The sequence below is a fragment of the Pseudoalteromonas translucida KMM 520 genome, assembly GCF_001465295.1.
In the GTDB taxonomy this organism is placed as follows: Bacteria; Pseudomonadota; Gammaproteobacteria; order Enterobacterales; family Alteromonadaceae; genus Pseudoalteromonas; species Pseudoalteromonas translucida.
In genome coordinates, this window is the sequence record NZ_CP011034.1 from 603670 (window position 1) to 619133 (window position 15464).

At 37.9% G+C, this 15464-nt stretch carries 12 protein-coding genes; 4 read left to right on the forward strand and 8 right to left on the reverse strand.

Translation table 11 applies throughout. The features are described 5' to 3' along the window. Positions 1-502 precede the first annotated feature (502 nt). Positions 503-1702: a tyrosine--tRNA ligase gene (gene tyrS / locus PTRA_RS02825; protein WP_011327246.1), complete on the forward strand. Its 1200-nt coding sequence runs from the start codon at positions 503-505 to the stop codon at positions 1700-1702. A 94-nt stretch (positions 1703-1796) separates the two neighbouring features. On the opposite strand, the gene PTRA_RS02830 is transcribed toward tyrS, so the two are convergent. From PTRA_RS02830 to folE2, 4 genes are all read right to left on the reverse strand, one after another. Beyond that, on the reverse strand, positions 1797-2741 hold the full coding sequence (locus PTRA_RS02830; protein WP_058372606.1) for a cobalamin biosynthesis protein CobD/CbiB: 945 nt from the start codon (positions 2739-2741) through the stop codon (positions 1797-1799). Then, positions 2742-3449, reverse strand: coding sequence for a 5'-methylthioadenosine/S-adenosylhomocysteine nucleosidase (mtnN, locus tag PTRA_RS02835; protein WP_011327248.1), 708 nt, complete (start codon positions 3447-3449; stop codon positions 2742-2744). A 107-nt stretch (positions 3450-3556) separates the two neighbouring features. Next, on the reverse strand, positions 3557-4153 hold the full coding sequence (locus tag PTRA_RS02840; RefSeq protein WP_058372607.1) for a DUF2726 domain-containing protein: 597 nt from the start codon (positions 4151-4153) through the stop codon (positions 3557-3559). 114 nt (positions 4154-4267) lie between these two features. Then, the gene (gene folE2 / locus PTRA_RS02845; RefSeq protein WP_058372608.1) at positions 4268-5188 is read right to left on the reverse strand and encodes a GTP cyclohydrolase FolE2; all 921 of its coding nucleotides are present in this window, start codon (positions 5186-5188) and stop codon (positions 4268-4270) included. Positions 5189-5409: 221 nt separating this feature from the next. On the opposite strand from folE2, the gene arcB reads away from it, so the two are divergent. Continuing rightward, complete coding sequence (gene arcB, locus PTRA_RS02850; protein ID WP_058372609.1) at positions 5410-7728, forward strand: aerobic respiration two-component sensor histidine kinase ArcB; 2319 nt, start codon at positions 5410-5412, stop codon at positions 7726-7728. A 4-nt stretch (positions 7729-7732) separates the two neighbouring features. On the opposite strand, the gene arcA is transcribed toward arcB, so the two are convergent. From arcA to trmB, 3 genes are all read right to left on the reverse strand, one after another. After that, complete coding sequence (gene arcA / locus PTRA_RS02855; RefSeq protein ID WP_011327252.1) at positions 7733-8449, reverse strand: two-component system response regulator ArcA; 717 nt, start codon at positions 8447-8449, stop codon at positions 7733-7735. Positions 8450-9210: 761 nt separating this feature from the next. After that, entirely contained in the window at positions 9211-10236 is a 1026-nt protein-coding gene (locus PTRA_RS02860; RefSeq protein WP_058372610.1) for a methyltransferase, read from the reverse strand. A gap of 89 nt (positions 10237-10325) precedes the next feature. Then, a complete protein-coding gene (gene trmB / locus PTRA_RS02865; protein WP_058372611.1) occupies positions 10326-11051 on the reverse strand; it encodes a tRNA (guanosine(46)-N7)-methyltransferase TrmB in 726 nt (241 codons plus the stop codon). Between the two features lie 174 nt (positions 11052-11225). Here trmB and mutY point away from each other — a divergent pair, with 174 nt between their 5' ends. Together mutY and PTRA_RS02875 are read left to right on the forward strand one after the other, a co-directional pair. Continuing rightward, positions 11226-12287 carry an A/G-specific adenine glycosylase gene (gene mutY / locus PTRA_RS02870; RefSeq protein ID WP_058372612.1) on the forward strand — a complete coding sequence of 354 codons (1062 nt, stop codon included), beginning with the start codon at positions 11226-11228 and terminating at the stop codon, positions 12285-12287. Between the two features lie 34 nt (positions 12288-12321). Then, positions 12322-12594 (forward strand): oxidative damage protection protein, encoded by a 273-nt coding sequence (locus tag PTRA_RS02875; protein WP_058372613.1) that lies wholly within the window; start codon positions 12322-12324, stop codon positions 12592-12594. Between the two features lie 56 nt (positions 12595-12650). Here the strand turns inward: PTRA_RS02875 and PTRA_RS02880 are convergent, their stop codons facing one another. Further along, positions 12651-15425 carry a hybrid sensor histidine kinase/response regulator gene (locus PTRA_RS02880; protein ID WP_058372614.1) on the reverse strand — a complete coding sequence of 925 codons (2775 nt, stop codon included), beginning with the start codon at positions 15423-15425 and terminating at the stop codon, positions 12651-12653. Positions 15426-15464 lie beyond the last annotated feature (39 nt).

The window sequence follows — 15464 nt, forward strand, 5'->3', positions numbered from 1 at the left end:
ACGTGCCTTTTTCTGCTGTCAAGAAAATTAATCGATTATCTTGCAGGATATAACGAATAATGTACGAATACTAGTATTTTGTAGATTTAAACTAATGCTAAATTAAGCTAAAATCACAGGGCTTATAGGCATCTTAGTATTAAAGTAGCTTATGATCTAGATGTTTTATTAATCTAGAACTAGTGTTGAACAGCGGTATTTTTAAGCAAAATAATAAAACAATGATGCATCATCAACGTTAGTAATTTAAAAACCAAAGCTGCAGCTGTTTGTGTTGTTTTAAATGTGTTGCAAACAGTTATCCTTACTCGTTTATACAACTTAAGCTGCTTTGCCTTATTTAGTGACGCTATCGTTTAAAAAGTTGTTTTAATTAGGTAATAATTTGCTATCTTAGTTACATAGGTTTATTGACTCTAAAAGTGCTACTTATCTAGTAATAAGCCGCGAGCATATTAATAATTAACCCCTTCGTTAACAGAATTTTTTGGAGTAACACACAGTGGATTTACAAACCGCTCTTGCAGAGATAAAACGCGGTACAGAAGAGATATTAATTGAAGATGAGTTAGTTGAAAAATTAAAATCTGGAAAAAAACTAAAAATTAAAGCGGGCTTTGATCCAACCGCGCCTGATTTACACTTAGGTCACACGGTACTTATTAATAAAATGAAAACCTTTCAGGACTTAGGTCATGAGGTTGTATTTTTAATTGGTGACTTTACCGGCATGATTGGCGACCCAACGGGTAAAAATGTAACACGTAAGCCGCTTACTCGCGAAGACGTGCTTGCTAATGCTGAGACTTATAAAGAGCAAGTATTTAAAATTCTTGATCCGGCAAAAACCACGGTCGCATTTAATTCTACCTGGATGGAAAATTTAGGCGCAGCTGGAATGATCAAACTTGCAGCACGCCAAACAGTTGCGCGTATGTTAGAGCGCGATGATTTTAAAAAGCGTTACGCTAGTGGTCAGTCTATTGCTATTCATGAGTTTTTATATCCGTTAGTACAAGGTTGGGATTCGGTTGCACTTGAGGCTGATGTAGAGCTCGGTGGTACTGATCAACGCTTTAACCTGCTAATGGGTCGTGAGCTGCAAAAAGACGAAGGTCAAAAACCACAAACAGTCATAATGACGCCGTTATTAGAGGGCACCGATGGGGTGCAAAAAATGTCTAAATCGTTGGGTAACTATATAGGTATTACCGATGCGCCTAACGATATGTTTGGTAAAATAATGTCGATTAGCGATGTGCTAATGTGGCGTTACTACGACTTATTAAGTGGGCTTTCGATTGCAGGTATTAACGCGCAAAAAGAGCGTGTAGAGCAAGGCACAAACCCGCGTGATATTAAAATTGAGTTAGCAAAAGAGCTTATTGCGCGCTTTCATAGTGAAGCTGATGCACAAGCAGCTCATGATGACTTTATTCAGCGCTTTCAGAAAAAAGCCCTGCCAGATGAAATACCTGAACTCACAGTAACGATTGAGCAAGACAGCATTTTAATTGCTAACTTACTTAAAGAAGCTAACTTAGTTGCAAGTACATCAGAAGCAATGCGTATGATTAAGCAAGGTGCAGTTAAGCTCAACGGCGAAGATAAAATTACAGACACTAAACTTGAAATAGCAAAAGGCAGTACGGCTATTTACCAAGTAGGTAAGCGTAAGTTTGCAAATATTACTGTAGCGTAAAGCTAAACAGTAAAATACTAAAAACCAGCCACGGCTGGTTTTTTTGTGCTTATATTTTAGTGTTCACAATAATAGGTGTGTAACTCGCCCTTAGCTAAATGCTTTTTAGTATTTCTATGCAAACAACGACCAGTAACCAAAATACCCGCGCTTGATTTAGTCTATTAATAATAACCGGCACGTCCTCAGCAATAGGAAGGCGTTCGGTGCCAATACGCATTTTGTTAAAACGTTCGCCAAAATACACTGCAGGCCCGCCTAGCTGTACGCCTAATGATGCAGAGCAAGTGCTTAAAAGCCATCCTGTATTAGTTTGATAAAAGTGTCGGCCGTAATGCTTTATATAATGCATGCTTAGCTTGCTCGCTTTACTGGCTGCAATAGTCAGTGCCAATAAGCGCATAGGAATAAATTCAATAATAAACAAGGTAATTTTAAGCGGCTTTAAAAAAGGACTGTTGGGTTTAATATTACTGCGCCATGCCTGCTCAATTAAAGTAAGTAATCGATAGGCAAGCGCTGCTATAGGGCCAAGTACTAAAAAAACAAATATCACCACAAAGTAATATCGCGCAGTACGTAATATTAGGCTCTCTATTAAGGCTTTAATTATGCCTGCGGCAGAGAGTTTAGTAACGTCTCGGGCTACTAATGGCTTTAATAGCTCGCGGGCGGCAGATTTTTGATTTTGTTTGGTAAGCTTTGCAATACGTAGTGCTTTTTTATCAATAGCTTTACTCTCAAGGCATAAATATAAAATAAGCCCGGCGAGTAATTCAGGGTAAAATGCAAATTCTAGTAGCAATACAATAATAATAAGTATCACACTTAAAATAAGTGTACTGGCAAGGGTTGCGGCTAAATATTGATAGCTATTAGGTTCTGCTGCTTTATAAATACGCTTACCAATAGCGCTAAAAATAGCCGTTAAAGCGGTATTCGGATGATACCAACTAACAAGTGGTAAAAAGCGCTCAGCAAGGAGCGCAATTATAAATACAATAAAGTCCAAGTGATTTTGAACCATATTGCTGAGCATTTACAGTGAAACTGCCGTTAGCTTTTCAAGTAACGCCACTACCATTTTAGATGAATTGATTGATGCTGTTTCTAGGTATTCTTCAAACGACTGCGGCGACTCTTTGCCGGCAATATCTGACATAGAGCGAATAACCACAAACGGCGTATTAAGTGTATGACAGGTTTGCGCAATTGATGCGCCTTCCATTTCTACTGCAAGCATTGTGGGAAAGTCGCTACGAGCTTTTTCAATACGTATTGGGTCACACATAAATATGTCGCCGGTACAAATTAAACCAACTAAGGTTTTTACGTCGCTAATTTGCGCAATAGTTTGCTCTGCGGCAGCCACTAATTTAGGGTGTGCTGCAAAACCTGCTGGCATTTGTGGTACTTGACCTATTTCGTAACCAAAAGCAGTTACATCAACATCATGATGACGAACTTCTGACGAAATAACTACATCGCCCACATTTAATGACGGATCAAAGCCGCCTGCAGAGCCAGTGTTAATTACGCAATCAGGGGCAAAGTTGTCAATAAGTAATGTAGTTGCAATAGTTGATGCTACTTTACCAATACCAGATTGAACCAATGTTACTGTGTTACCCGCTAATTCACCGGTATAAAAAGTAAAACCAGCTTTAGTTAAAGTTTGTGGGTTTTGCATTGCTTCGCGCAAAATTTTAACTTCTGGCTCCATTGCGCCAATAATACCAACATTCATAGTGTTAAGTTCCTGAGTTTGAATGCGCTGATTATACGTGAAGTTAGCGCTAAAAAACAAAAAAGCGAGCAGTTTTACTTTGCTCGCTTTTTATTATGTTATTTACGTTAAATTTCGGCTAGTGCTGTAGAGTGCGCTTTAGCTTGAGAAGGTGATAGTACCGCTGGTTTTTGAACTCGGGTACGAATAGGGCGAGCTGTTTGCGCAGCCGCAGGTTTACCGAGTTTAAACATAATAGCGTCGCGAACTTCACTTGGGCGATAGCCTGATTTTACTTTCATACGAATATGCGGGATGCCAGCGGCCTCTAATGCGCCATTAACAAACCAGTCGCGTTGTGCTTTATGGCCATCTTTATTGGCATTGTTTACTAAGTCTACGGCTGCCACTATGGTCATTTTTTCTTTATCGACTAGCACAAAATCAAGCTGTTTATTTTTAGCTTTAGCCATTGCGGCACGCTTAGACTTTGCCGATAAACCTTGTTTGCAATCAATCACGTCGATTAGTTTTACACGACTAACAATTTTATACTGATCGCCCACTGCGCGCTCTAATAAATTTAAAAAAGCACTTTCTACTTGGGTAAATACATTTTGCTTGCGGGTAAAAGGATAAGGGTTTCCGCCATCATCGTTAAACTTTGACGCAACAACAGAGGCCCCAACAACTAATACTAAAATTGATAATAAAGCGAATTCCATACGGTAACTCCATAACAACAAATTGACACTGCTTAAATAAAGCAATTAACGTGCCTAAATTAGTTGGTTAGTAGTATATTTCCGTATGGATATTGATCACCGCAAAATATGCACTTAAGCTTTATAACCGCCAGCAACGCCTTTAACTGCAATAGCGAGTGCATCGTGTGCATGCAGCGATTCGTAATGATTTATTTGTAACCAGTAATCACTGTATTGCTGTGTTTCTAGTAGCGCTTTAATTTTACGAGCAGCATCTTCACAAAACATTAAATTTTGACCATTTAGACGGGCAAACTCTTGCTCATCTTCACGTTTTACTGCGGCTTGTACTGGCGTTTTTAATTCATCTTCAATCGTGTTAATTAAATTAACCACGTCAAATTGAGTAATATTACTGTTGAGTTTTACTTTTACATTAGCAATTGAGCGCTGCGAGTGTGGGGTGGCTACAATACCTTGTGTAGTACCTAGCCATTCTAGTGCTTCTTTTTGACTGAGGGTTTCTTGATTGAATTTTTCGGCAAATGCATTTTGTATCAGCTGACGCGCCAGTGCCGCTGAACACGGGCAAGTTGATGAATAGGTTACATCAACACTTAGCTCGTAACTAATAACACCTTGTTCAATTGTGCTGGTTAATATAACAGGATAGCTTTTCCAGCCAGCTTTACCGCTTAATAACGATTTACGGCGCAGTGGTAATTCAAATTTAAACTCTATAAGTGCTTTATCACTTAAGCCTTCGTGGCTACTAATAAAAAAATCGAGCGCTTGAGCCAATGTTTGAGGGTTAACTTGCTGCTCAGTAGAGAGCGTGTCGAGGGCTAAAAATAAGCGCGACATATGAATGCCTTTTGCATCTTCTTTGTGTAAGTTTACAAAAGCGCGTGCTTTAGCATTAACAGTAACAGGCGTTATGCCATGTGACTCAAAAATAAATGGCAGTTCAATTTCACCCATTCCCACCCAGTCTAATGTACCAGTTTGTAAGGCGGGAGCCGTGTTAGCTATATCGGGCATATTAGTTTGCATGGTGTGTTACTCGTTATTAGCAATAATAAAGCGCTGCATTTTACACTAAATAATTTATTGCTGGAATGATGAGTTTTAGCCAGCTAATGATTCAAACAATAAATATTAGAGTTTTTATCGCACAACCTGAAAATAGCTGATAGAAAATGCTAAAATTAACCATAACATGCAATTTAAACCTTTTTTGTAATTAAGCATTTAGCTAAGAGAAACACTGATATATGACCGATTCCTCTTTGAGCCCTTGGGCTCGAGTTCTTTCTAGTTTAATAACTCGGTTTGGTGAGTTTAAAACTGCAGCCATTTGCTATGCTTTGTTATTGGCAGTTTCGCTTGTTTTATCAAGTATGTTTTATTATGTTGCCGTTGGTGAAGTTAATCTTGTTGATATATTGGCAGTGATTTTTTTTACCGCTGTGGTATCGCCGCTGGTTATAAGCGTGCTAATAAATTCAATTAGGCAACTAGATGCTTCCTATGCATATTTAGACAGTGCGACAAAACAAGAAAAACTACTCAACCAAACATTAAAAGATAATATAAACCGCTTAAATGTAGAAATTGATGAGCGTAAAATGGCGTTTCATGCCAAGCACCGCGCAATAGAAGAGCTAAGAAAAGAAATTGCTGAGCGTAAAAAAACGCAACAAGAGCTTGCCCAGCAAAGTATGCTACAACGCTCAATAGTAGACTCCTCCCCCGATTTATTTTATTACCGCGACGACAATGGCGTGTTTGCGGGCTGTAATAAAATGTTTGAAGAAGTAATGGGCAAAACCAGTGACGAATTAATCGGTAAGAGTGCTGAACAAATATTTCCTAATCATTTTTTATCTGAAGTTTTAAAAACCGATAAACAGGTAGAGCAAACTCACCAAGCATTAACTATAGATGTTCAATACGATGTGGGCGGCGAAACGCGTTGGTTTGAATTGCGTAAATTGCCATTTATTAACGATAAAGGTAAGTACATAGGTTTACTTGCGTTTGGCCGTGATATTACGAGTCGTAAAGAGGCTGCAGAAGCGCTCGAAACAGCCTACAAAGATAAAGGGAAGTTTATTGCCACTTTGAGCCATGAATTGCGTACACCACTTAATGGCATTGTTGGTTTAACACGTATGTTGCTAGATACAGAGCTTAATAAACAGCAGCGTAGTTGGTGTAATACGGTGTTTTCGAGTGCTGAAACACTGGGTAATATATTTAACGACATTATAGATTTAGACAAAATAGACAGAGAGCAGTTAGATATTGCAACTAATGCTATAAACGTATCTGACTTTATAAATGATGTGGTTAACTTTGCAGGCTTAATTGCTGAACAAAAAGATCTTTCTTTTGATATTAAACGCTTAGGCATGCTAGATATTTATGCGCAACTAGATCCAACCCGACTTCGCCAAGTTGTTTGGAACTTAATAAATAATGCGGTTAAATTTACTCATAAGGGCAGTGTAACCCTCACTTGTATTCGTGAAAACCGAGATGATGGCCCTTGGCTTACCATGAAAATATCAGACACCGGAGAGGGCATACCAGCTGAACAGCTCTCTCGTATTTTTGATATGTATTATAAAGCGCCAGATCTTAAAGGCACCAATGCTATTGGTTCTGGCATTGGCTTAGCAGTAACCAAAGCCTTAGTTGATGCAATGCAGGGGGTTATTTCGGTTAATAGTATCGAAGGTGAGGGGAGCTGCTTTATAGTAGAAATCCCGCTAAGTTTATGCAGCGCACCCACTGAGAATAGTTATGTAGGACGCAGCTTAAATATACTGTTAGTAGAAGATGTGCCGTTAAATGCCGAAATTGCGACTAACTTACTTGAGCAGCGTGGTCATGAAGTTATTTGGGCTGAGACCGGCGAAGATGCATTGTCTTTTGTAGAAACTGAAGACGATTTAGATTTGATCTTACTTGATATGCAGTTACCCGATATAAACGGGGATGAAGTAGCAAGGCAAATAAGAGCCGATAGTCATTTTGATAAATTACCTATTGTAGCGCTTACCGCAAATGTGCGCAGCGCAGAGCAAGAGCTAGAGGGAATATCAATACAAGGGGCGCTCGCTAAACCTATCAATACGGTAAAACTAGATAAAATATTAGCTGATTTATTTGGTATAAAACAAACAAGAAGTAATGAGCCACAATTAAAAGTAAGTGCAGCAGCGCTTGCTGATATTAATGCGCATTTACTTGATGTTGAAACCATAGAAGACTTTGTAAATTCAATGGGCTTGGTGGTATTTAAACGCAGTAGTCAGTTATTTGAAAAACTCAATCCCCAATATCAGCAAGAGTTACTGACCTCGTTAAACTCAGGCGACAGAGAAGAATATAAATCAGTTGCACATAAGCTTAAAGGTGCTGCGGGATCTGTAGGCTTAAATGATGTGCAATTGCATGCAAAAGTGATGGAGTATGGTGCATTGGATGAATCTGACGAGGTATTAAAGCAGTGGTTAGATGTTTTAGCAGACAAAATAAATGAAGGACAACATGCCCTTCATTTATTCTTACAGCAATTAGAGTAACTAATTAGCTGTCTATTTTACCAATGAAGCGATAACCTTCACCATGAATGGTGCTGATCAACTCAGTTGTTGAGTTGTCGCTTTCAAAGTGCTTACGAATACGACGAATTGTAACATCAACTGTTCTATCGTTTGCACGTAGCTCACGGCCAGTCATGTGTTTAATTAGTTGCTCACGGCTAAAAATACGACCTGGAGAGTCAAGCATTAAACGCAGTGCTCTGTATTCGCCTTTAGGTAGACGTTTTGCGTCTCCACCTGGAGAAGTAAGACAGCGACTGTTTTCGTCAAGTTCCCAACCGTTAAACGTAATTACACCATTTGTTTCAAGTGCAGACTCTTCACCACCTAGGGCAGTACGAGTAATTAAATTACGCGCACGAATAGTTAATTCGCGAGGATTAAACGGTTTAGTAATATAGTCATCAGCACCAATTTCTAGGCCTAAAATACGATCTACATCATTGTCACGGCCTGTTAAGAAAATAAGACCGACTTTGCGTTTTTGGCGTAACTCACGTGCTAAAATTAGCCCGTTTTTACCTGGTAGATTGATATCCATAACTACAAGATTGACGTCGTCATTATTTGTAAGCTTATCATGCATGTCATCGCCATCAATGGCTTCAATAACTTTGTAACCTTCAGCTTCAAATAAACTAACGAGGTTTAGTCTAGTTACGTCTTCATCCTCTACAATCAGAATGACTGGCGTTTGCATTTTTAATTAACCTTTTGGTGTGTTTTATTTATAAAAAAAACCGGTATAGTTTTATAAACCGATTACTAAAAGAGTATAGGATTATATCTAATTGTTAACAAGTAAAAACAATTAGAGAAAAACAGCAGGATCCGCACAGCCTACTTAAAAGGTTTAGAGTAAAGCTACTGTTTAATTGATCTTTAAAATTGGATGCATATTTTGAATTATTAAAGTCAAAGCCATTTCCCTTTAGTAATTGATACATCCATCAATCAGGTAAAGATACTTAAAATAATCAGACTAATTCAAAACGAAATTATATCACTTTCCAACCTTTCATCAATGTATGTGATATCTTAAAAGCATTAAAGTTCAGAAAATATTTAACTTTAAGCAGTTAATTCACTAAATAAGATAGTTGAATAACGAATGCTCTATTAATGAGGTCATAAAGTTAAAATTCAAGAGCATGCCTATAATTAATCAGTACATTATTTAAGCTGCAGTATGTTTGGTGAGTGTCGTTTTTACTTTGCCAATAAAAGCTGTTTTACGCTCAGAGCTTACTTGGATATTACTTAACAGGTTTGCCAGCAGATAGTCGACTTGAAATAGTTCTCGTACCTTATCCTTATTTATTTGTTATAAAAAAGTCAAATACTTTATTTTACTATTACCCTCAATATTCTGACTATTATTACTAAGCGATAAAAAATTCAGAAGGGAAATTAATTTTATAAATATGTTTGAGCACGTGAGGTGCTCAAACATAAGCATTATTAGCTGCTGTAAACGGCAAACTTATTATTTTTAAACACTGTGTGATAGTTATCAAATTGTGTTTCTAATATCGGCGGGTATTTTAAAAAGCTATTAGCAACAATATTTAACTTACCGGCTTTAGTTAGATGCAGTTTAGCATTTGCTAAAAAGGTTTCTGCTACTGTGTAGTCGGTAGCAATACCGGTGTGAAATGGCGGGTTACTAATAATTAGATCGAACTTACCTGTAATGTTAGTAAGCCCATCACTTAAGATGGCTTCGCCTTTAATGTTATTAAGCTTAAGGGTTTGCGTTGTTGCATAGATTGCCAAAGCGCTCACATCACTACAAACAAAGCTTAATGCCGGATTTTTTAGCCCTAAGTAAGTTGCAATTAAGCCCGCGCCACAACCAAAGTCGAGTACAGTACCTTGCTTAATAAGCGGAGCGTTTTCGAGTAATATTTTAGTACCAGCATCTAAATTACCGTGATTAAATACCCCAGGAATACTGATAGCGGTAAATTCGCTATCGGCCACACTGACCGTAAATGGCTTATGATAATCGCTAATATTAAACTGACTAAGTTGTTTAAGCTCTGCAAATGAATATAAAACACAGTGCTTTGCTGAGTCTATTTTATTACTAAAATTAGCTTTATCAGTAAGCTGTTTTTCTATTGATTTAACACCACTCTTATTTTCGCCAACCACCAGTAACTCAGCATCTGCTGTAATTACTGCGCGTATATTATCAAGCGCCATAAGCACTTCAGGCTTTGATTTTGGATAGTAAAGAATCACTAAATCAAAGTCGTTACTGCTAATACAGTGATTTACACATATATCAACGCCGGGTGTGTTTTTGGCAAATTCGCCATTAGCGTGATTGTAGCTAAAAGCAGTTACTTTACTCTCTGGGTTGCGTTTTTTAAGCTCGGCTAAAAAGCCATCTTGAACAAAGTTGACCACCAATATAGATTTCCCAACTAACTTTTCGCTGTTGCGAAGTAACAGTAGGCTTGGATTGGTTAATACGCTCATAAATGGCTTTACCTTACAGATTATATAATTTACAGAGTTATGTCCTTAACCTAAATGTTGGTTAAGGTATTTATTATCCGAAATACAGACTACTTAGTGCGCTCAAACATCAAGTCCCACACACCATGACCTAAACGATGGCCGCGTTGTTCAAATTTGGTTAGCGGGCGTAAATCAGGACGTGGTACGTAGTCGTTTGTTGCAGACTGGTTTTTAAAACCAGGCGCAGCTTGCATTACTTCGAGCATATGCTCAGCGTAATTTTCCCAGTCGGTAGCCATATGAAAAACGCCGCCCATTTTTAACTGTGAACGTAACTTTTCAACAAACTCGCCTTGTACTATACGGCGTTTATGGTGACGCTTTTTATGCCAAGGATCAGGAAAAAATAATTGTAAGGTTGTTAAACTTTCATCTGCTATACAATCGGCTAAAACTTCAACCGCATCGTGTTCAAAAATACGCAGATTAGCAATACCCGCTTCATCAGCATCCATTAAACAAGCACCAACGCCTGGGCGGTGTACTTCTATACCAATAAAGTTTAAATGCGGGGCATTTTTTGCCATTTCAACCAGTGATTTGCCCATACCAAAACCAATTTCTAGCACTACATCATTGTTATTGCCAAAAACTTCGCTTAAATCAAGCATGCCATTTTTATGCTCTAAGCCCATTATTGGCCAGCATTTTTCGATAGCGGCAGCTTGGCCTTTGGTTAAACGACCTTCGCGTTTTACAAAACTACGAATAGTGCGGATATACTTACCTTCTTGCTTTGCTTGCTCAAGATTAGTGTTACTTGATTCACTCATATTATTGGCCTGACAAAAATAACTGGTTTAAAAAATGGTTGCGTATTATCCCTGACCAAGCCATGGATAACAAGCTCTAGCTGATTTTACTAGGTGTATAGAGGCGCTATAGCTTGATCTTTTCACTAACTGCAATAAACTGAGCCGCCATTGAGCATAAGTAAAAAGTAAACTATTTTGGATTTAAATAAACAGCAGTCTGATTGGTTTTCTAACCAAGTGGTTGATTGGTATCATCTTCATGGTAGAAAAACGCTGCCGTGGCAGTTAGCAAAAACACCCTATAAAGTATGGGTGTCTGAAGTGATGTTACAACAAACTCAAGTAGTGACAGTTATCCCTTATTTTGAAAGGTTTATGCAAAGCTTCCCCGATATTATTGCTTTAGCTAACGCCGATGAAGATCAGGTGCTGCATCACTGGACTGGTTTAGGGTATTACGCAAGAGCACGTAACTTACATAAAACCGCTAAAATAGTTCGTGACAAGTATCAGGGGCAGTTTCCTACAACGCTTGAAGAGGTTGTTGATTTACCTGGAATAGGGCGCTCTACAGCCGGTGCTGTGTTATCACTTTCACTTGGGCAGCATCACCCCATACTCGATGGTAATGTTAAACGAGTATTGGCCCGTTTTTTTATGGTTGAAGGCTGGTATGGTGTTAAAAAAGTCGAAAGCCAACTTTGGCATTTGAGCGAGCAGCTAACGCCTAAAAATAACGTAACTGAGTTTAACCAAGCTATGATGGATTTAGGTTCGAGTTTGTGTTCGCGTAGTCGTTTTGATTGCCCTGCATGTCCGTTAAGTAGTCGCTGTGGCGCATTTAAAACGCAGCAGGTAAAAACATTCCCACACTCAAAGCCTAAAAAAGCAGTGCCGAAAAAAAGCTGCCATCAGTTAATTATTAAACATGAAGATAAAGTGCTCATGGAAAAGCGGCCTAACTCAGGAATATGGGGCGGGTTGTTTGGTTTTTTTGAGTTTAATGAATTGAGTGAACTAGAGGTGTTTATAGCGCAGCAAGGGCTAACAGCTGATTTAGTGGTGCTTGAACCCTTTACTCATATATTTTCGCACTTTGAACTTACTATTAATCCACATGTGCTAAATGTAGTACAAGTTCCGGATGTAATTAACGACCGACAATTAGTTTGGTACCCATTAGATCAGTCAATTGAAGTGGGTTTAGCCGCACCAACCAAAAAGTTGGTTAAACAAATTGCACCAATAGGTTAAACTTGTTTATAACTATCGCTAAAGAGAATTAATTATGGCACGTACAGTATTTTGTCAAAAGTTACAAAAAGAAGCTGAAGGGCTTGGATTTCAATTATATCCTGGCGAAATAGGCGAAAGAATCTTTAACAATATCTCTAAAGAGGCTTGGGCGCAGTGGCAGCACAAGCAAACGATGCTGATTAACGAAAAGCATTTAAATATGATGGACCCAGAGCATCGTAGTTTTTTAGAGCAGCAAATGGTTGGTTTTTTGTTTGAAAACAAAGAAGTAGAAATTGAAGGCTACAAACCACCAGAAAAATAATTGTTATGTGGTATAAAAAAAAGGGCTAAATAGCCCTTTTTTATTACTTAAATTAATTAACTCAGCTGCTCTTGCTGCTCGGCATTTTTAATCTGCTCTTTTAAAAATTGAGCTGCTTTAGAGTATTCAATTTCTAATTGATCTCTTAAATCAATTAATTTATCGCTGTTTAGTTCATCTGTTTTACATTGCTCTTCAAACACTATTGCTAGCTCAGCTACGCGATGCGCCCCAATGGTTTTAGATATTGACTTTAATTGATGGCAACCCTCAAGAATATCACTAACGTTACTTTGCATAACACCAAAGTTAATCGACTTTATTAGTTCTTGGCTTTGCTCCAAATACATTTTAAAAAAACGGATTTTTTTCGCGTCATCGCCATTAATGTATTTAGCTACTGAATCCATATCTATTGGCATTGCTGGCTTTTGATGTGGTGTGTCTATGCTCTTGTGATTATGTTTTTCATTCCAGCGAATTAGTGTGCTTTCTAAAACGTTAAGCTCAACCGGTTTAGTAATAAAGTCGTTAATACCAACAGCTAAGCAGCGTTCTTTTTCACCTTTTAAAGAGTTGGCTGTCACGGCAATTATATAAGGTTGCGATACAATCGAACCTAGCATTTCGGCCTCACTGCGGATTTTTTCGACCATATCGTAGCCAGACATTATCGGCATGTGTAAATCGGTTAAAATGAGCGAGTAGTTACCTTTTCGCCACATATTAATCCCTTCCTCACCGTTATTAGCTACTTCAACTCCGTAACCTAAGATGTGCAGCTGATCAGTTATAACTTGTTGATTCAAAATATTATCTTCAACTAATAAAATAAGTTTGTTTGCTGCTAAAGCTTGCTCTGTAGTTAAATGGTTATCGTATGCTATGGATTTTTTTATGTGCTTAGGCTGATGCAAACCTGCAGCTACAAGTATTGATAGCATAAAGTTAGACTTACATAATGGCGTTGCATTAATATAAAAAATATTTTTATGATTAATAGCGGCATCATCTAGCTTGCTTAAAACGACAACTTGCTGATTATTATCCTCTAAAGAGTAAAGCAAACGTCTTAAAAATGCATTTATGCTGTCCATATTATCAATGCCATCAACAACCCAAATGATATCTTTAGCGTCGTGCAAAGACTCAATTTCTTGCTCGTTATGCACATAGGTTATTTTAGCGCCCATAAATGATAAATAACGATAGATTACTTTTTCACGTTCAACATTATTACTTACTACAACAATATGCCTGCCATCTAAGCTGTTTTTATGTGCGAACTTAATTTTTCCTGAGGTACTAAATGGCAGTTCTACAGTGAACTCACTACCTATGCCAATATTACTATTAACCGATATAGTACCCAGCATTAACTCGGTTAAACTTTTACAAATTGACAAGCCAAGGCCGGTTCCGCCGTATTCTCTGGTTATTGAGCTTTCTGCTTGAATAAATGGATTAAATATCTCTCTTAATTGTGCTTGGCTCATACCTTTACCGTTATCGGTAACACAAAAACGTAAAGTGAAGTGTTCTGCAGTGTTGTGAGCTACCTCTACAGAAATATTAACCTGCCCCTTATGCGACTCACTCGTACTAGTAAACTTAATCGCATTGCTGCATAGGTTATATAGTATCTGGCGTACTCGAGTGTTATCACCAATAAGGTTAATAGGGATATCAGGAGCAATTGATAGGTTTAAATCGAGATCGCGGTGCTTGGCTATAGAAGAAAGTACGCGCACCACCTCTTCAATCGTATCGGTGACAGAAAATGGGATAGGGTCAATATTAAGTTTGCCTGCTTCAATTTTAGAAAAATCTAAAATGTCGTCCAAAATACTCAGTAAAGAAAAAGCAGATTCGCGAATAATTGTACTAAGGCGATGTTGTGAGCCATCTAAATTTGTTTGGCGCAGTAAATCTATAGTCCCTATAACGCCATTCATAGGGGTTCTAATTTCATGGCTCATAGTCGCTAAAAAGGTTGTTTTAGTTTCACTCGCTTTTTGCGCATTTAATGTTTCTTTTTCAAGTGCAAGGGTTCGAGTTTGCACTTCAATTTCGAGATTGTTTTGCAGTTTTTGTAATTCTTTTTGAGTTTTTTCATTCTCAGATAAAGCCGCTTGTACTTTTTTTAATAAAAAATTAATATTAAGTGCAATCACATTCAAGCCATTGCCTAGCTGCTCATTTACAGTGCTGTTAAAATTACTGCTATCAGTTACAGCCTGTAGTTCTTCGCTGAGCAAGCCAGTACTTTTACGTAAACGATTATTAATATATTGATTTAATAGCAGCGCTAATACAAATAATGTAATAACCGCAATACAAGCCACAAAATAGGCGCTCAATAATGACGTTTGTTTAGTTAAAGTAGGTGAGGATTTTTTTTGCTTTAAAATAAGCTCGCCAATAGGTTGGTCGTTAAGCGTTAAAACCTTATGTAAAACACCTTGCTCAACTAAGTGCTCATTTAGTTTAATAGCAGCAATTGCAGGTTTGTTAGTGCTATATACCAGCTCCGTTTGTGATGTAGCGCTAAAGCGATATAGCGTGTATTCAAAGTTGTCACTAAACACAGAGGTAAGCTCAAGCAACTCTTGCACTTTACCTTGCCCGTAAATAGTTAAAGCGTCGACTAGAGGGGCTTCTAGCTTGTTAGCCAGTGAAGTAATATCAATAAGCGGTGTGCTTTTTTTAGTACTTGCTTCACTTTGAGAATAAAGTGAAAAGGCAATTATAAATAGTATGGTTATAATTACATTACTTAATAAAAAAAGAGGTAACAAACCTTTTATCACTGAAGAGAACTTACTCTGCATGGATTTTTCCTAATTGGTATATTAATAACACGGTAAGCC

Coding starts and splice junctions, on each gene's coding strand:
- arcB (WP_058372609.1), top strand. CDS start 5,410: ATGACCGATTCCTCTTTGAGCCCTTGGGCTCGAGTTCTTTCTAGTTTA.
- PTRA_RS02875 (WP_058372613.1), top strand. CDS start 12,322: ATGGCACGTACAGTATTTTGTCAAAAGTTACAAAAAGAAGCTGAAGGG.
- mtnN (WP_011327248.1), bottom strand. CDS start 3,449: ATGAATGTTGGTATTATTGGCGCAATGGAGCCAGAAGTTAAAATTTTG.
- PTRA_RS02830 (WP_058372606.1), bottom strand. CDS start 2,741: ATGCTCAGCAATATGGTTCAAAATCACTTGGACTTTATTGTATTTATA.
- PTRA_RS02880 (WP_058372614.1), bottom strand. CDS start 15,425: ATGCAGAGTAAGTTCTCTTCAGTGATAAAAGGTTTGTTACCTCTTTTT.
- PTRA_RS02840 (WP_058372607.1), bottom strand. CDS start 4,153: ATGGAATTCGCTTTATTATCAATTTTAGTATTAGTTGTTGGGGCCTCT.
- folE2 (WP_058372608.1), bottom strand. CDS start 5,188: ATGCAAACTAATATGCCCGATATAGCTAACACGGCTCCCGCCTTACAA.
- arcA (WP_011327252.1), bottom strand. CDS start 8,449: ATGCAAACGCCAGTCATTCTGATTGTAGAGGATGAAGACGTAACTAGA.
- PTRA_RS02860 (WP_058372610.1), bottom strand. CDS start 10,236: ATGAGCGTATTAACCAATCCAAGCCTACTGTTACTTCGCAACAGCGAA.
- trmB (WP_058372611.1), bottom strand. CDS start 11,051: ATGAGTGAATCAAGTAACACTAATCTTGAGCAAGCAAAGCAAGAAGGT.